This is a genomic window from Gemmobacter nectariphilus DSM 15620, assembly GCF_000429765.1.
In the GTDB taxonomy this organism is placed as follows: domain Bacteria; phylum Pseudomonadota; class Alphaproteobacteria; order Rhodobacterales; family Rhodobacteraceae; genus Wagnerdoeblera; species Wagnerdoeblera nectariphila.
In genome coordinates, this window is the sequence record NZ_AUCM01000011.1 from 140,081 (window position 1) to 157,185 (window position 17,105).

The following is a 17,105-nucleotide window of genomic DNA, read 5'->3' on the forward strand; positions in this document are numbered from 1 at the left end:
CCCCGGCAGCACAAGCCTGCTAGTGCGCGGCGGCCACCCTGCCAAGTTCACGGGCCAGATCCTCGCGCCGGAAGGGCTTGCCGACATAGCCATCGAACCCCGCCGCGAAATAGCCATCGACCTGATGCTTCATCGCATTGGCGGTGACCGCAATCGCCGGCACCTGTTCCGCGCCCTGTTCGGCGGCGATGCGGCGGATTTCATGCAAGGCCGCGATCCCGTCCATCTCCGGCATGGAAATGTCCAGCAACAGCACATCGAAGGCGCCAGGCGTCCAGGCCGCAACGGCGCGCGCGCCGTCCTCGACCACTGTCACGCTGACGCCCAGCGCGCCCAGCATCGCCTTGAGGATCAGCCGGTTCGTCGCGTTGTCGTCCGCCACCAGCGCGCGCATTCCCGCAACCGATGGCTGTTCGCACACCACCTCGTCCTTGCGAAGGTCCTGGACCTGTTCGGCGACCGGCAAGGGCAGCTCCAGCCGGATCCGCGTGCCTTCCCCCAGAACGCTGGTCACCTGAATGCGCCCGCCCATCAGCTGGATCAACCGGCGCGAGATCGACAGCCCCAACCCCGTGCCCCCATAGCGCCGCGTCACCGCGCCATCGGCCTGTTCGAAATCCTCGAACGCGCGGGCCTGCTGTTCGGCTGTCATGCCGATGCCGGTATCCGACACCTCGACGATCAGCGGATCCGATCCGCGCGTGCGGAAGGTCACACGGATCTGCCCTTCGTGGGTGAACTTGATCGCATTGTTCAGCAGGTTGTGCAGCACCTGAAGCGTGCGGTGGGGGTCGCCCATCCGTGCCCGCTCGCACCCGATATCGCATTGAACCGAGAACGAGATCCCCTTGTCCTGCGCCCGCAGCGAATACATCGCCTCGACCTTGGCAGCCAGTTCGCGCGGGACGAAGGCCACCGTTTCAAGGTCGATCTTGCCGGCCTCGACCTTGGCAAGGTCCAGAATGTCGTTCAGCACATTCAGCAGCCCCTGCCCCGATTCCCGGATCGTCTCGATCATCTGGCGGTGGACCGGATCGGTCAGCGCATCCGACATCAGTTCCGCCATGCCCAGCACACCGTTCAGCGGGGTGCGGATTTCGTGGCTCATGTTGGCCAGGAACTGCGATTTGGCGCGGTTTGCGGCCTCGGCCCGTTCCTTGGCGGTATAAAGCAGCGTGATATCGGACGATACGCCCCGATAGCCCATATAGGTGCCGTCGGCCGCATAGAACGGCAGGCCGCTCATGCGGATCCACATCTCGCGGTTTCCGGTCGCGTGCTCGGGCAGATAGAACACGAAATCGCTGAACGGCTCTTGCGCCTTGAACCTGTCGCGCAGCCAGTCCCAGTCGGCGCTGTCGCGGGTTTCGACGAACAGCTCGGGGCAACTCCAGCCCGAAACGCCCAGCATCCGTTCTGGCTGATGCCCGGTGTTGCGGATGTAGCCCTCGGACAGGAAGGTATAGCAATCATCGGTATCGGTTTCCCAGAACCAGTCCGACGAGACGGCGGCAATGTCGTTGAAACGGCGCTGCGCGGTGTCGCGCGCGTCCAGCGCCGCACGAAGCCGCTCGTTCGCGGCGTGCATCTCGGCCTCGCGCGCCTTGGCTTCGGAAATGTCGATATGAATGCCCGAGATCACCTCGATCGCGCCGGTCTCGCTGCGGCGTGCGACCTGCCCGCGCGTCATGACCCAGACCCAGTGGCCATCCTTGTGGCGCATGCGCATTTCGGCTTCGAACACGTCGTGTTCAACCTGACCCAGAATCGCGTGCTTGCGCCGCATCCGCGCCAGATCGTCGGGATGCACCATGGCTTCCCAGGATTCATAGGGCATGTCCTGCATCTCGGCATGGGAATAGCCCAGCATTTCCGCCCACAGATCGTTAACGATGTTGCGCCCGGTGATGCGGTTGTATTCCCAGGTCCCGACCGAGGCACCGCGGATGATCTGTTCCATCCGCTGCTGCGCCTCTTTGACAGCCGTCACGTCGATATGCGCGCCGACCATCCGCAGCGCCCTGCCATCCGCCCCGCGCAGGCCCACCCGTCCGCGCGAGAGGATGTTGACCCAGTGGCCCTGCTTGTGGCGCATCCGGAATTCGATCTCGAACTGATCGGTCTTGCCCTCGACGATCTGGGCGACTTCCCCCAGGACTCGATCAACGTCGGCCGGATGCAACAGGCGGCGCCACAGCGCAGAGTTGTTGGGTTCCATCTCGGGGCGGGAATAGCCCAGCATCTCGGCCCAGCGATCGTTGATCTGGGTCAGATCGGCCACGACATCGCATTCCCACGTCCCTGCATCGGCGGCAACGATAATGTCCTGCAAACGCTGCTCTGCGCTTTTCAGATCGGTGATGTCGATCCGCATTCCGACCGAGCCACCGTCCGGCATCGCCTTTTCGACCGAACGCAGCCAGCGACCGTCGCTGAGCTGAATTTCGCTGTCGTTCTGGCGCAACTGGTGGCTGACCATTTTCTGGGCGAACCAGGCGTCCTCGTTGCCGATGGCATCGCGGTAGACACCATGATCCAGGGCCGTGCGCAGCAGATCGGCATAGGTCACGCCCGCAACGATCCTGTCCGCCACTGCCGAGAAATATTCGACATAGCGGCCGTTGAACAGCGTCAGGCGATCGTCGGCATCGAAGATGGCAAAGGCATCGGGCAACGCCTCGATGGCGGCTTCCAGCTGCTCGCGCGCCGTGACGGCGGCATGAGCCAGCTCTTCCAGCCGGATTTCCTGGGTCTTGCGGTCTGTGATGTCGGTCTCGACCGAGACGAAGCCGGCCGGCTGACCATCGGCATCCTTCATCGGGTGGATGTTCAGGTCGATCCAATAGGGCGTGCCAAAGCGGTCACGGTTCAGGATTTCGGCCCGGACAGGCTCGCTTCGGGCAAGTGCGGCGGTGATCCGATCGGCTGTCGCCGTGTCGGTGCCCTCAAACCGGGTGAATTCGCCTGGATTGCGGCCCATGATCTCGGCCAGCGCATATCCTGATCGCACCTCGAACGCGGGGTTGGCCCAGGTCACGCGCTGTTCGGTATCGGTGATGACCACGAAATTGGTCATGTGCTGGGCGACCTGGCCAAGACGCACCAGTTCCTCGCGCCGGATCTGGTCGGCGGTGACGTCGCGGATGACAAAGACAAAGCCGGGGGCTTCATCGGGGCTGTCCGCCGCGCGCAAGGCGGCCGATGCCTCGAACCAGCGCTTTTGTCCGGCGGTGCGCAGCGCATAGCGAAAGCCCGACGCGCGCCCGTTCAGCAGCGCGGCCTGCATGGCCATGCGGGTGATCGCGGCGGTTTCGGCGGGCAGCACCTCTTCCAGCGTGCGGCCCATCATCCGGTCGGGGGCATCGAACAACAGCTCGGGCGCGCCGGTGTGATAGGCGGTATAGCGCCCCTCGGAATCCAGCTCCAGGATCAGATCGGGCAGCGCCTGCATGGTGGCGGCAAGCCGGTTGCGGGCATGTTCCAGCTCTGCCTGCGTCTGGCGGATTTCGCGGTCTGCCTCGGCCCGGCCGATGATCGTGCCGATCGCGCCGGACATGGCGGCCAGGATGGCGATTTCATCGGCCGAATAGTCACGGCGGGCCCGCACGGCATCATAGCCGACAAAGCCGGCAAAATCACCATCGACCCGGATCGGGACAAAGACCGCGCTGAGAATGCCCTGCATCTCCAGCGCCTCCTTGACCGGAGAGTCCGGCGGCAGATCGGCGACCGAGGGGATATGCACGACAACGCCAGCCTCGAACCCGTCGCGCCAGGGGCCGATCATCTCTGTCGGCTGATCCTGAAGTTCCTCAAGCATTGGAACGATGCCCGGCGCGCACCATTCGTGGGTGTTGTCCAGCACCTCGTTCGGGCGCAGCTGAAAGACATAGGCACGGTCTGCGCCGGCATAATCGCCCATCTCGGACAAGATCAGGTCGATCGCCTCGTCTGCCTGGGACACGGGGGCCGACAGCGCACGCGCAAGAACATCCACCACACGCGCAGACGAAGCCGTGCTGGATGCGCCGCCGGAAACCGACCGTAGCATTGCCGCTTGCTGCGTCATCTCGTCTCCTCGGCGGTCGCGCCACTGTCATCTTGGTGCACGCACCCCCTGGGATGTGCGCATACCAAAGTCAATCAATCGTAAATAGTATCATGTTAATCACAAATCGAGCAGTGCGGCCAGAGAATTGGACGAAAACCACAGTGCCAGGGCCGCAATCAGCGCCGACAGAAGCACATAGATCACATCGTGGCGGGCATCATGCACCCCGTGCCGCCGCGCCAGCCACATGCTGGCCGGTGCGGCGACCAGCCCCGCCAAAGCCTGCCCCGCAAGCGCGCCCGGCAGGCCTGCAAGTTCCGCGCCGATCAGGAACAGCACAAGCTGCGCCCCGGCCCTGAGCAGCACCACACGAAAGAACCCGCGCGAATCCCCGGCTGCCAGCGCCGCCTGATCATAGGTCGCCACGATCAGCTGCGGCAGCTGGACGCAGGCCAGCGCCACCACCACAGCCCCCGCCACCGCATAGCGCGGATCATACAGCAGATGCACCAGCGGCACCCCGGCCAAGGCCATGAAGGCCAGCATCGACAGGACGATCCCCGTCATGCCCATCCGCATGCGCCGCAACCGCTGGCGCACGGCATCGGATCCATCCATCGCCACCTCGCGGTAGATCGGAATGAACACGCGCCCCACCACGGCCGAGGCCAGCAGCATCGGAAAACTGGCCAGGAAATAGCCGACGTTGTAGATCCCCAGGCTTTCCAGGCTGAAATAGCGGCCCAGAACCGCCTTGTCGCCCTGCATCAGCACAAAGCCGCAGGCAGTCGACAGAAAAATCCAGCCACCAAAGCGGATCAGTTCCTGTGCGGCCTCCGGCTCCCAGGCAAAGCGGTTGCGATGGCCCGGCAGGAAGGCCGACATCAGCATCAGCTTGACGACCGTATTCACCAGATTGCCCCAGACCAGCGCCCAGACCGAATGGGTCGCCAGCGACAGCGCCACCATCGCCAGAATGCCCGCCAGTTGCGCGGCCAGATCCAGCGCCGTCACCCGGCCCAGGGCCAGATGGCGGTTTGCCGTTTCGATGCGGGTCGGGTTGAACCCGCCGATCAGCAGGACCAGCCCCGCCACCGGCAGGATCTGCGTCAGATCGGGCGCCCGGTAGAACTGCGCCAGCGGCCAGGCAAGGGCACAGGTGAACAGCCACAGCAGCCCGCCCCGGACGACCTGCACCGTCCAGGCGGTATCCAGAAAGCGCGGATCGTCGCCCCGGCGCGACGACATGATCGACGGGCCGATCCCGACATCCGAGAACATGGTCAGCCCGATCATCACCATGGTGACCAGGGTCATCAGCCCGAACGCCTCGGGAAACAGCAGACGGGTCAGGATCAGGTTCGACGCCAGGCGCATCCCCTGCCCGGCGACATAGCCCACGGCGATGATGGCCGATCCGCGCATCGCACGTTCGAACAGTCCGGTTCCGGCAATCCTGCGAATGGCAATGGTCATGGCGGCGCCTGTCCCTGCAACCGGGGCAGGTTAGCCGCGACGCTGCCCCGGCGAAAGGGCCATCCCGCCGCCGCGCGGAAACAGCCTGTCGACGCCGTTTCCAGCAATGGCATACGGGCCACAGATCCAGCCCCCGAATTGCGCTGCGCGGATTCCCTTTTGCCGCAATCCGCGCTAAGCAGGGCGCGACAAAGGCAAGGCAGGCACATGCGCATTCTTCTGACCAACGACGACGGCATCAACGCACCGGGCCTCAAGGTGCTGACCGCCATCGCCCACGAGATCGCCGGCCCCGATGGCGAGGTCTGGACCGTCGCCCCCGCGTTCGAACAATCGGGGGTCGGGCATTGCATCAGCTACACCCGGCCGATGATGGTCGCCAAGCTGGAGCCCCGCCGCTATGCCGCCGAAGGCAGCCCGGCCGATTGTGTGCTGGCAGGCCTTTACGACGTGCTGCAAGGCGCGCAGCCCGATCTGGTGCTGTCCGGCGTCAACCGGGGCAACAACTCGGCCGAGAACGCGCTTTACTCCGGCACCCTGGGCGGCGCGATGGAGGCGGCGCTTCAGGGGCTTCCGGCGATTGCGCTCTCGCAATACCTCGGCCCGGAAACCATGGAACTGGACGACGAATTCGAAGCGGCGCGCGTCCACGGCACCTCGGTCGTGCGCACCCTGCTGGACAGGGGCGTCTGGGATCACGGCAGCGACTATCGCCTGTTCTACAACGTCAATTTCCCGCCAGTGGGCGCCGCGGGCGTCAAGGGTGTCAAGGTCAGCGCCCAGGGCTATCGCCGCGATGCATTCTTCGGGGTCGAGCCGCACCGCTCACCCTCGGGGCGCAAGTTCCTGTGGATCAAGGGCGGCCCGCAGCACATGCCGACCGCACCGGGCACCGATGCGGCGGCCAATCTCGACGGGTTCATCTCGGTCACGCCGATGCGGTGCGACCTGACCGCCCATGACATGCTGGCCGATCTCGAGGCCCGCTTCGCATGACAGGGGACGAGGGCCAGGACAATTCCGAGACCCTCGCCGAACGCAAGATGCGCTATCTTTTTGCCCTGCGCTCGCGCGGGGTTACCGACAAGCGGGTTCTTGGCGCGATGGAGCGGGTGGACCGCGGCGCCTTTGTGCGCGGTCACTTCGCGGACCGCGCCTATGACGACATGCCCCTGCCCATCGGCTGCGGCCAGACGATCAGCCAGCCTTCGGTGGTCGGCCTGATGACCCAGGCGCTCGAGGTCGGGCCGCGCGACATCGTGCTCGAGATCGGGACCGGCTCGGGCTATCAGGCGGCGGTGCTCAGCCAGCTGGCTCGCCGGGTCTATACGGTCGATCGTCACCGCCGCCTTGTGCGCGAGGCACAAGAGGTGTTCACCAGCCTTGGCCTGCACAACATCGTGGCCCGCACCGGCGATGGCTGCCTTGGCATCCGCCCGCCCGCCACCAGCCGCGACACAGCCGCGCGCCCCCTGCCGGTCGGACGTGACAGCCTGCCGCCTGGCCCGGCGCCCTTTGGCGAACAGGCGCCCTTTGACCGCATCATTGTGACTGCCGCAGCCGAGGATCCGCCGCCAACCCTCTTGGACCAGTTGCGCATCGGCGGTATCATGGTGCTGCCGGTCGGCCAGTCCGACGCGGTGCAACAGCTTGTCCGGGTCCGCAGGCTGGAGCATGGTTTCGATTACGAAGACCTTTGCCCGGTGCGTTTCGTGCCGCTGGTGGAAGGTGTGGCCCCCGACTGACCGCCCGCCGCTTGCCGGGCGAAAACCAGCGCCGGGATCAGCCCGGCCATGAGTGCGAGGCAGAGCGATGCAAACGGTATCCATTCCCAACCGCGGTTTCCGGCTGCGGGGCCCCATGGCCGCCACGGCCATGCTGCTTGCGCTGTCGGCCTGCACCGGATCGGGCGACGGGTTCGACTGGGATCTGCGCGCCCCCACCGCCGGCAACACCGCCGAGGCCGCCCGCAACCCCAGCGCATCGCGCCCCCGCGCGGATGATCGGGGGGTGATCTCCTATCCGGGCTATCAGGTGGTGATCGCGCGGCGCAACGATACGGTCGCCTCGGTGGCCTCGCGCCTCGGGATCGACGCAGCGGCGCTGGGGCGCACCAATGCGATCCAGCCCGACCTGCCCCTGCATGGCGGCGAGGTGCTTGTGCTGCCCGGCCGCGTGGCCGAGCCGATGACCGGCACGGTCGCACCCGGCCCTGTCGATGTCGGCACCATCGCCACCACCGCGCTGGACCGCGTATCGCCCACGACCTCTGCCGCCCCGGCCGCCACCACCGCCAAACCGGCGCCTGCCCGCCCGGCGGCACCCCAGACCGGGGCGGAACCGATCCGCCACAAGGTCAAGCGCGGCGAGACCGCCTATACCGTCGCGCGGCTTTACAATGTCACCCCGCGCGCGCTGGCCGAATGGAACGGGCTTGGCGCCGATCTGGCCCTGCGCGAAGGCCAGACCCTGCTGATCCCGCCAAGCAGCGGCAGCGTGCCCTTTGCGGTGGAAACGACCTCGGCCCCGGCGCCCGGTCAGGGCTCGACCACCCCGCAACCGCCCTCGGCTGCCAAGCCGCTGCCGAACGAAACTCCGGCCCGCGCAGGTGCTGGCACTGTGGAAAACGTGCCGCCCTCTCCGAAACTGCCGACGACCGCCAGCAGCAAGATGGCAATGCCGGCCGATGGCAAGATCATCCGCGCCTACCAAAAGGGCAAATATGATGGCGTCGGCATTGGCGCCCCGGCCGGCTCGCCCGTCCGCGCCGCAGCCGATGGCACGATCGCGGCGATCACCCGCGACACCGAACAGGTGCCGATCGTCGTCATCCGGCACGAAGGCAACCTGCTGACCGTCTATGCCAATGTCGACGGCATCTCGGCCAACAAGAACGACAAGGTCCAGCGCGGGCAGCAGATCGGCACCGTCCGCGCCGGCAACCCGCCCTTCCTGCATTTCGAGGTGCGCCGCGGCTCTGACAGCGTCGACCCCATGTCGATGCTGCAATAGGGTTTCATCTGTCCGAAAATATCCTTGGGGGGTGAATTGGCCGGCACGGCCAAGAGGGGGGCAAAAGGCCCCCCTAGCCCGCCCGCCACTGGCCCCGCCGCTGCAGCACCTCGCGCAGCAGCGTCGGCCGATCGGTCATGATGCCGTCGATTCCCAGATCCAGCAGATGCTCCATCATGGGGGCGTCGTTCACCGTCCAGACCTGAACCGGGATGCCGCGCCGGTGTGCCGCCCGCAGGAAACGCGGCGTGATCACGGCGATACCCTTCCAGTCCAGCGGCACCTGCGCGACCGGAAAGCCGACCGGCAACGGCAGGCCCCAGCCTGCGGCCCACAGCCGCGCCACCCCCCAATGCGCAGGCGACCAGCATAGCCCCGGCCCCAGGGCCGCGCGCGCCGCCGCTGTCCTCGAAGGGTTGAATGACCCGATGCAGATCCGCTCCAGCGCATCCGCCTGCCGGATCACCTCGGCCAGCGGGCCGACGACATCGTCCGACTTGGCCTCGATGTTCACCTTCAGGCGCGGAAAGGCGTGCAGCAGATCTGCCAGCCGTGGCACCGTCGCGCCGCCGGGGCTGCGGATCGTCGCCAGATCGGCCATGGTCAGCGCGGCAACCGCCCGGTCCACCCCGAAGACCCGCGCCAGCGTCGGATCATGGTGAATGACCACCTCGCCATCGGCGGTCAGGTGAACGTCCAGTTCCACATGGCCATAGCCCAGCGCCACCGCATGTTCAAAGGCGGGCATGGTGTTTTCCTCGGCCTCCAGACTTCCGCCGCGATGGGCAAAGGGAATGGGGCCATCATGGACCAGAAAGGGATGCAAGCCGCGCCGTGTCATGCCGGCATCATGCCCGAAGCCCGCAATCTGTCGAGCACAAACCTTGCCGCTTTGCGCCATTGCCCGCAGGTGCCATAGTCGCCCGGCGCAAACCGGAGCGGCCATGAAGATCGCCTACATCGTCAACACCTATCCCCGCCCCTCGCACAGCTTCATCCGGCGCGAGATCCGGGCGCTCGAGGCACAGGGCCATCAGGTGATCCGCCTTGCAATGCGCGCCGATGCCGCGCCGCTGGTCGATCCGGGCGACCGGGCCGAGGCTGCGGCCACGCTGCGAGTGCTGGAGCAAGGCGCGGGCGCGCTGGCCGGGGCCTGTCTTGCGGCGCCGCGCGCGCGGATGTGGCAGGCGCTGAAGCTGGCGGCAGCCTGCGGAATGCGCGGGCGCGGGGGCACGCCGGGCACCGGGGGCATCGCCCGGCATATGATCTATCTGGCCGAGGCCGCCTTTGTCGCCCGCCACTGTGTGGCCCAGGGCGTCACGCATATTCACGCGCATTTCGGCACCAACTCGGCCACGGTCGCCATGCTGGCGCATATGCTGTCAGGCATTCCCTACAGCTTCACCGTTCATGGCCCCGAGGAATTCGACGCCCCGCGCGCGCTGTCGCTGGGCGAGAAAATCCGGCACGCGGCCTTTGCCGTGGCGATTTCCAGCTTTGGCCGCAGTCAGCTGATGCGATGGGCCGATTTTGCCGACTGGCCCCGGCTGAAAGTGGTGCATTGCGGGATCGAGCCGGCGCGGTTTGACGACCCCGCCCCGCTGCCCCCTGGCCGCGGGCGCATGGTGGCGATTGGCCGCTTGTCGGAACAGAAGGGCCAGATGCTGTTGATCGAGGCGCTGGCGCTGGCGGTGAAACAGGCGCCTGCCCTGCATCTGACCCTGGTTGGTGATGGCGAGCTGCGCGCGCCGATCGAGGCGGCGATTGCCGCGAACGGGCTGGGCAGTCATGTCCGCCTGACCGGCTGGCTGGACGAGGCAGGCGTGCGCGCCGAACTTGCGGCCGCCCATGCGCTGGTGCTGCCTAGTTTTGCCGAAGGCCTGCCGATGGTGGTGATGGAAGCGATGGCCGCTGCCCGCCCCGTGCTGGCCACCGCGATTGCCGGGGTGCCGGAACTGGTGCTGCCGGGCGAGACCGGCTGGCTGGTCCCTGCGGGCGATGTGGACGGGCTGGCGACAGCCATGGTGGCGCTGGAGGGCACTGCGCCAGAGCGGCTGGCCGCGATGGGGGCTGCCGGGCGGGCGCGGGTGCTGGACCGGCACGATGTGGCGCGCGAGGCGGGCAAGCTGGCGGCGCTGTTCGCGCAGCCCTGAGCCAAGGCGTGTGGCAAGGGTGCAGGGGGCCTGCCCCTCTGCGGCTGCGCCGCCGGCGCCGGTTGGTTCTGGGACCAATGGCACCCCGAGGATATTTGGATCAAGGCGAAGGACGGCGCCGGTTCAGCGCCCGCGCGTCCAGCCCCGGCTTTGCGGGCCAAGGCGGACGGCCAGCGAGACAGCGGCATAGGTTGCAAACCCGATCGGATCGCGAAGGGCGAGTTTCAGCAGGGCGGCGGCGCCCAGGCGGGCCTTGCCTTCACGTTCCAGAAGATCAGGCCAGCGCGCGGCGATTTCGGCAACGCCATCATCCTGGCGGCGGCGGACGCGGACAAGGCGGCGAAAGCCCTCAACCATCGGCCAGCTGTAGGTGGCGGGCAGGCCGATGCGTTCGCCCGGGGTGAACTGAAGGCGGACATAGGTGTCGTCCGAGATGATCGCCGGAAAGGCGCCCCAGCGGGCGCGGCCGGCCGCGTTCACCGCGAACAGGCCAAAGCCGGGCGCGGGCGACCGGGCAAAGGGCAGCTGCATCCAGAACCGCGCATAGGCGCGGCTCACCGCGCTGGTGGCCGGGGCGATCCTGGGGGTGCCGCTGGCATAGGCCGGTCCGGGCGCCTGCGCCAGGGCGCGGGCGATCTGGCCGATCAGCGGCGGGCTGACCACGACATCGGCATCGAGATAGACGCGAATATCGCCGCTGGCCCGCGCATCGCCGATGTTCAGCGCGTTCAGCTTGCCCGGCTCGGTCAAGTCCAGCACGGTCAATTGCCAGCCGGCCGTCTGGGCGGCATCCATGCGGGCCTGTGCCTTGGCCACGGTCCCATCCTGGCAGGCATTCGCCACCACCAGCACCTCGGCCGGCATTCCGGGCGGGTCCGAGGCAATCAGCGCATCAAGGCAGGGGCCGATCCAGGCCTCTTCGTTGCTGGCAGGCAAGATGACGGACAGCATCATTCCCCCCGTGCCAGCGCACGCCAGCGCGGGTTGTCATCGCCCAGATGGCGCAGCGCGCCCCAGCTGCCCCAGCGGCTGGGGCCCATCACATCGACAAAGGCGTTGAACGGCGCATCGGACAGCTTCTGCCAGCCATCCACCAGCTGTCGATACAGCGCGCCCATGCCGGGGCTGTAGTTCAGCTGCGCCATGAAATCCGTCACCTCGGGATCGTCCATCAGGGGCCCAAGGCCGACGACATGGGTGCCGCCTTCGTACATCATCAGGCGCAGGCCATACTGGCGGGCAATATCGGCATGGTAGGGCAGAAGATCGCCCACGATGCCCGCGAGCGAATCCGTCACGCGGCCCGAATGGCGGCCATCACGCAGATCCTCGACGGCGCGGTCGATGGCCAGGTCGAAGCGGTGGGCGCTGACGTGGGCCGCGCGCTCGGACGGCGCAAGCCGCGTGGCCGCAGCCTCGGCCGCCGCGCGGCTGTCAGCCAGCCAGCGGCGCAGGACGGGTTCCGCCTCGGGATCGCCAATTCCGGCCGAAAAATAGCCGGTCACGGCCCAGGCATCGAAACCGCCATGGGGTGCCGGCTTGCCTTCGGCCACGACCAGCGGGGCGTTCAGAATATCAGCCTCGAGCCCCTTCCAGCCGGTCTGGGTGGCCAGCACCCGGACCAGCCGATCCGGCGCATCGGCAAAGACCTGTGACCAGATCCCGGTCACTTCGGCCGCGCGCATCGCACCGAACTGAAGCCATTTCCAGTCTTGCCCCCAACGGGCGCGGGCCTGTTCCTCGGCCCAATGCGCCTGGGGAAAGATCATGTTCCACAGCTCGTTGGAATATTCGACATGGGCAGTCAGACCGGGGGCCAGCCCGTCATGCACCGCCTGCGCATAAAATCGGACCAGATCGTCGGTGGCCAGATGCGGCAGGGTAAACCACGGATCGGCCTTCAGTTCATTGGCCAGCCTGACCATTATTTCAACCGGCACACCGTTGCGCGCCCAGGTGTAATCCGGGGGTTGCGGGCGGTCGGCCAGCGCCGACAGGGTGCTGCCGTTCGTGCGCATCCAGTCCATGAAACGCACCAGCCGGGTGCCGCTGATGCGCGCCAGCCAGTCGGGGTTGAACACCTCGCCGGCCTCCAGCCGCGCCAGCCGGTCGGCGCGGACCACGCGGATGCGGCGGATCGGGTCGGCCGGATCGGTGGCCGCGATGGTCAGCAGCACGCTGCCATCGCCGGGGGAAAAGTCGAACTCGGCCTGCCCCGGCGCCTGCGAGATCACCCGCGCGCGCCCGTCGATCTGCAAGGTGCCGCGCCCCTCGTGCAGCAGGACATAGCGTCCGGCAAGCGAGGCCGCGTCGGCCGGCAGGTCGGTCAGCAGCAGGGTGGACAGGCCGGTCAGTTCGGGCGGGATCGCGCGGGGCCAGCCCTCGGCATCCAGCCAGCCGCCTGCCGACAGCTCGTCATGGCCCCAGCCGCCCCATTGGCCGGGCAGATGGCCGACCCAGGGCCGGGCGGTCTTCATCACGTCCAGAAAGGGCTGCTGGACCGACCAGTCCACCACCTCGGCCAGGCCAAAGCCGATACCCGGCGCCGTCACCCCGCCAAGCGCCGCGATCACCGGATCGGGGCCACCATCGCCCGCGCGCGGAACCGACGCGACCGATGCTGATCCGGCACCCGCAGCCTGCACCGCAGGGGCCTGCGGCGGGGCGGCCACGGGCTGCGGCACATCGGCCTGGCGGTCCTGCACCACCTGCCAGGCGATGTCCTGCATCCGCAGGGCCATGGGTTCCGTCACGATGGCGCGGGTCTGCCATGTGCGCATCAGCCTGGCAGGCAGGCCATGAGGATCGCGCCCCGTCAACGCCGCGTGCATCACCATGGCAACCATGTAGAGCCCGCGTTCGTTCAGGTGGATGTCGTCGGTGAACACATCGGAAATGTCGCTCAGGCCCGGCACCGTGCCCTTGGCGATTTCATCGGCCAGCGCGCCCATCGCCTGCCCTGCCGGGATCACCCGGACAGAGGGCCCGGCCGCCGCCGCGATGCCCTGCCACTTGGCCCAGTCATCGGCGATGCGCTGGCGCCAGGGCACGGCCGCGCCGTCATCATGCGCAACCGGCCGGCCCGTGCCGCTGTCCAGACTGTGCCAGGTTTCATAAATCCAGACCTGTGCCTCGGGGTTCGCGGACCAGGCGGCCTGCGCCCATTGGCGGGCATAGCCGGCGCTGTCGGACCATTCGATGTGATTGGCCAGCGGGATCGCCTCGGTCAGCACCAGATGGCCGATCCGGCCGGTTTCCAGCAGGCGGCGGCCATCATCGCCCTCGGCCTCGGCGGAATGATCCCAGTTCCAGCGCAAGGGGGCGCCGTTGATGATCTGCATCTCGGCCCGCAGCTCTACCCCCTGGGCAGCAGCGGCGCGTTCGACCATGCGGGGCAGAACCGGGCCGATCAGGGAATGGCCGACGAACAGAACCTCGGCCAGCAGGGCGGTCAGGCTCATGCGGCGACTCCGGTTCCGGGGGTGGCACGGACAACCTGCCAGACAAGCCGTTGCAGGGCGTCTGCCGTCGCCGGATCAATCTGCACCGGCGTTCCATCGGCGCGGGAAACCGTGGCGGGCAACCCCTCGGGCGAGCGGTGGTAGAGAACGGCGTAATGCACCAGTGCAATCAGGTAATTGCCAATATCGCCAAGGTGGATCTGGTCGGGCGCGCCATCGGGGTTGCGGCCAAAGAACTGCGCGCGGTCTGTCAGGCCGGGCAGCGCGCCCGATTCTGCCGCGCGGACGGCGGCGGCCAGAACCTGCCCGCCGGGGATCAGGTGGATAGGCGGCGCCCCCCATGCAAGGGCGCCCTGCAACACCTCGCCCTGCCACAGCGCGGGCAAATCGGCATCGACCCGCGCCAGCCATCCGGCCGGATCGTCCAGCCGGTGCCAGGTTTCATAGAGATAGAGGCGCGCCCTGGGGTTGCCCTGATGCGCGGCCTGGGCCCAGTTTGCCAGATAATGCGGGCTGGCATGCCAGCGGATCGCATCGCGCAGTTCCACCATCTCGGTCAGCACAACGGCATCATAGGCGCCCGAGGCCAGCGCCGCGCGCGCGGGGCGAAAGTGGGGATGGGCGTTTTCGGTCTCGAACCCGGTGATCGGAACCCGATCCTCCCAATGGGCGCGCAAGGGCGTGCCCCAGCCCAGCTGGCTGGCATGGTCGTGCCCGGCCAGCTGCGCCAGCATCGCCGGCATGTCGCGCCCGACCAGCGAATGCCCCAGATGATAGACACGCATCGGGCCGTCAGGCGGGGTCAGCGGGGCCTGAGCTGCCGCCAGCGCGGCCGCATCGACCGGCGGGCGCGGGTCGGGCAGCGCAGGCGCCCGGCCACGGCGCCAAATGACGAAGGCACCGGCCAAGGCCGCCATCGCGGCCAACGCTCCCCCGCCAATCACTGCCCTGCGCTGCATCTGCCTGCCCCGATCCCGTGGAGGAATTGCCATTCCCTTGCCAAAAAGTGGCGTCTAACCTGCCGGATAACCGCTCGCCTCCTGGACCCCATCAATGCCACAAGACACGCTGATGATCTACGCGCCCGTTCCGCTGTTCCGGGATGCGCACGGGGATTTGCTGCTGGAGGATCAGGCCTGCAACGGCCTTCGCCTGTGGGCGCAGCATTTCGACCGGCTGATCGTGATGATGCCGCTGGAAACCGGCCCGCCCCCGCCGCAGTGGAAGCCGCTGCGCACCATCGGGCCGGCGCTTGAGCGGATGGAACTCCTGCCGGTGCCGACAGCCTGGAGGCCGGACCGCTTTCTTCGCCACCTTCCCGAACAGCGGCGGCGAATCCGGTCTGCGATCGGCCGGGCGGATTATCTCAGCTTTGCCATCGGCGGGTTGTTCGGGGATTGGGGCGCCGTCGCCTGTCTCGAGGCGCATCGCATGGGCCGGCCCTATGCCGTCTGGACCGACCGGGTGGAATCGCAGGTGGTCCGCACCAGCGCCGCGACGGCCCCACACTGGCGGGCGCGCCTGCGCGCGCGGCTGACCTGGCGGGCGATGGCCCGCCTGGAGCGCCATGTGATCGCCCGCGCGGCCGTCGGCCTGTTCCATGGGCGCGAGACCTGGCAGCACTATGCCCCCTTTGCCCGCCATGCAGAAATGGTCCACGACATCCACCTGCGCCGCGAAGATCATATCCGGCCCGATGCATTGCAGGCCAAACAGGCCAGCGCCGCCGAAGGCCCCCTGCGGCTGATCTATGTGGGCCGCGCCGATCCGATGAAAGGACCCGACGACTGGCTTGACGTGCTGCGGCACCTGAAGGCCAGGGGCATCGACTTTACCGCCACATGGCTTGGCGAGGGCAGCCGCATCGAGGCCCTGCGCAAGGGCGTGATCCAGGCCGGGCTTGGCAGCAAGGTCGCGCTGCCGGGGTTTGCCGCCAGCCGGGCAGACGTGTTTGCCGCCCTCCGGGACGCCCAGGGGCTGCTGTTCTGCCACAAGACCCCTGAATCGCCACGCGTGCTGATCGAGGCGCTGGTTTCCGGCACGCCGATCCTTGGCTATGACGGGGCCTTTGCCCGCGATCTGATCGCGGGCCATTCCGGGGGACTGCTGACCCCTTTGAACGATCCTGCCGCCCTTGCAGATGCCGTGGCGGCGCTGGCCGCCGACCGGGGCCGCCTGGCCCGGTTGATCGGCGCCGCCGCGCAAGATGGCGCCCCGTTCGAGGATGAACAGGTCTTTCGCCATCGCTGCGAGATGATCAGACATTACCTGCCGGCCCCGGCGCGTGAACCGGCAGGGTGAACCCTGCCATCCACAGGCCAGCGGCCCGCGAAAACCGGCCCGAGATCGTGGTGCCTGACCGGAACGGCGGCACATCGATCGCGAAAGATGCCGAAAGGCGCTGCGTCGAGGTGTCGACGCTGATGCGCAGCGCCTCGAAGCCGATCAGACTGCTGCTCAGGGCAAACTGGCATTTGTAGGCAGCTTCCTTGGCCACGAAAATCAGCCGCGCGGCGCGGTCGGGTTCGGGCTGGCTGGCGATCCAGCCCCGCTCTGCGGGCAGGGTCACGCTGTTGACCAGCTCTTCGGGAAAGGGCTCGTCGGGTTCGGCATCCAGCCCCAGCGCCCGGCACTGGCGGCGCGGCGCCAGAACGGCCAGTGCCAGCCCGTCGGTATGGCAGATCGACCCGGCGATCCCGGCAGGCCAGCAGGGCGCGCGGGTGCTGGCGGCGGGCACCGCCACGGGTGGCAGCCCCAGCGCATCCAGCGCGGCCCGCACCGCCGCACGGCCCGCCGCGAATTCCGCCTTGCGCGAGGGCACCGCCCCCGCGACGGCGGCAGCCTCGGCCATCCAGGGCGGAGGCGCCTCGCCAATGGTGACGGCTGCGACCTCGGCCCCCGGCGGGAACATCGCCTGAGCGGCGGCGGCGGCCTGACCCGCGCGGTCCATGA

At 67.8% G+C, this 17,105-nt stretch carries 12 protein-coding genes; 5 read left to right on the forward strand and 7 right to left on the reverse strand.

The features are described 5' to 3' along the window. Window positions 1-19 precede the first annotated feature (19 nt). Both G481_RS25165 and G481_RS0113015 read right to left on the reverse strand, forming a co-directional pair. Entirely contained in the window at window positions 20-4,069 is a 4,050-nt protein-coding gene (locus G481_RS25165) for a PAS domain S-box protein (protein WP_084450906.1), read from the reverse strand. 99 nt (window positions 4,070-4,168) lie between these two features. Continuing rightward, entirely contained in the window at window positions 4,169-5,527 is a 1,359-nt protein-coding gene (locus G481_RS0113015; protein ID WP_028030428.1) for an oligosaccharide flippase family protein, read from the reverse strand. 207 nt (window positions 5,528-5,734) lie between these two features. Between G481_RS0113015 and surE the strand changes: the two genes are divergently transcribed. The 3 genes from surE to G481_RS0113030 all read left to right on the forward strand — a co-directional run bounded on the left by surE (window position 5,735) and on the right by G481_RS0113030 (window position 8,539). Continuing rightward, window positions 5,735-6,523 (forward strand): 5'/3'-nucleotidase SurE, encoded by a 789-nt coding sequence (surE, locus tag G481_RS0113020; RefSeq protein WP_028030429.1) that lies wholly within the window; start codon window positions 5,735-5,737, stop codon window positions 6,521-6,523. Beyond that, window positions 6,520-7,272 (forward strand): protein-L-isoaspartate O-methyltransferase family protein, encoded by a 753-nt coding sequence (locus tag G481_RS0113025; RefSeq protein ID WP_028030430.1) that lies wholly within the window; start codon window positions 6,520-6,522, stop codon window positions 7,270-7,272. The genes surE and G481_RS0113025 overlap by 4 nt, the downstream gene beginning before the upstream one ends. Before the next feature lie 115 nt (window positions 7,273-7,387). After that, window positions 7,388-8,539: a peptidoglycan DD-metalloendopeptidase family protein gene (locus G481_RS0113030; protein WP_035026014.1), complete on the forward strand. Its 1,152-nt coding sequence runs from the start codon at window positions 7,388-7,390 to the stop codon at window positions 8,537-8,539. Between the two features lie 73 nt (window positions 8,540-8,612). On the opposite strand, the gene G481_RS0113035 is transcribed toward G481_RS0113030, so the two are convergent. After that, the gene (locus tag G481_RS0113035; RefSeq protein ID WP_028030432.1) at window positions 8,613-9,380 is read right to left on the reverse strand and encodes a glycerophosphodiester phosphodiesterase family protein; all 768 of its coding nucleotides are present in this window, start codon (window positions 9,378-9,380) and stop codon (window positions 8,613-8,615) included. A 103-nt stretch (window positions 9,381-9,483) separates the two neighbouring features. Between G481_RS0113035 and G481_RS0113040 the strand changes: the two genes are divergently transcribed. Continuing rightward, complete coding sequence (locus G481_RS0113040) at window positions 9,484-10,692, forward strand: glycosyltransferase (protein WP_028030433.1); 1,209 nt, start codon at window positions 9,484-9,486, stop codon at window positions 10,690-10,692. Window positions 10,693-10,815: 123 nt separating this feature from the next. Here G481_RS0113040 and G481_RS0113045 read toward each other — a convergent pair whose 3' ends face one another. Genes G481_RS0113045 through G481_RS0113055 form a run of 3 tightly spaced genes read right to left on the reverse strand, consistent with a single transcriptional unit; the run spans window position 10,816 to window position 15,112 of the window. Beyond that, window positions 10,816-11,643, reverse strand: coding sequence for a glycosyltransferase (locus G481_RS0113045; protein ID WP_028030434.1), 828 nt, complete (start codon window positions 11,641-11,643; stop codon window positions 10,816-10,818). Then, on the reverse strand, window positions 11,643-14,153 hold the full coding sequence (locus G481_RS0113050; RefSeq protein WP_028030435.1) for a hypothetical protein: 2,511 nt from the start codon (window positions 14,151-14,153) through the stop codon (window positions 11,643-11,645). Before G481_RS0113050 ends, G481_RS0113045 begins: the two co-directional genes overlap by 1 nt. Further along, on the reverse strand, window positions 14,150-15,112 hold the full coding sequence (locus G481_RS0113055; protein ID WP_028030436.1) for a hypothetical protein: 963 nt from the start codon (window positions 15,110-15,112) through the stop codon (window positions 14,150-14,152). Before G481_RS0113055 ends, G481_RS0113050 begins: the two co-directional genes overlap by 4 nt. Before the next feature lie 112 nt (window positions 15,113-15,224). Here G481_RS0113055 and G481_RS23765 point away from each other — a divergent pair, with 112 nt between their 5' ends. Further along, window positions 15,225-16,454, forward strand: a complete 1,230-nt coding sequence (locus G481_RS23765; protein ID WP_245594968.1) for a glycosyltransferase — start codon at window positions 15,225-15,227, stop codon at window positions 16,452-16,454. On the opposite strand, the gene G481_RS23770 is transcribed toward G481_RS23765, so the two are convergent. Further along, window positions 16,411-17,103, reverse strand: a complete 693-nt coding sequence (locus tag G481_RS23770) for a 4'-phosphopantetheinyl transferase family protein (protein ID WP_051294523.1) — start codon at window positions 17,101-17,103, stop codon at window positions 16,411-16,413. The two genes, G481_RS23765 and G481_RS23770, sit on opposite strands and share 44 nt — an antisense overlap. Window positions 17,104-17,105: the final 2 nt, after the last annotated feature.